Genomic DNA, 266 nt, shown 5'->3' on the forward strand with positions numbered 1-266 from the left:
GGCATCGCCGATCCGCGCGTTCACCCGCTCCGCCAGTTGCTCGACGATCGCGCTCGGGAGTCGCCCGCCGATCAGCACCACCGCCGGATTGATGAGGCAATTGATCGCATCGAGCGGCGTGCACAGCCGTTGCGCGGCACGGTCCACCCACCGATCGACGCACGCCGCCAGCGCAGCGTCGCGGTTACCGCCGCGCAGCATGTCGGCCAGTGCGAATCCCTCGCCGCGCAGATGCTCGGCCAACCCCGATAACGAGACCAGCGCCT

At 69.5% G+C, this 266-nt stretch carries 1 pseudogene; it reads right to left on the reverse strand.

Annotated features, from left to right (window positions below):
- Window positions 1-243: pseudogene (locus tag AC0IYH_RS31945) on the reverse strand (hypothetical protein); the annotation flags it as partial.
- Window positions 244-266: the final 23 nt, after the last annotated feature.

It is taken from the genome of Pseudomonas sp. AC463 (genome assembly GCF_979253585.1).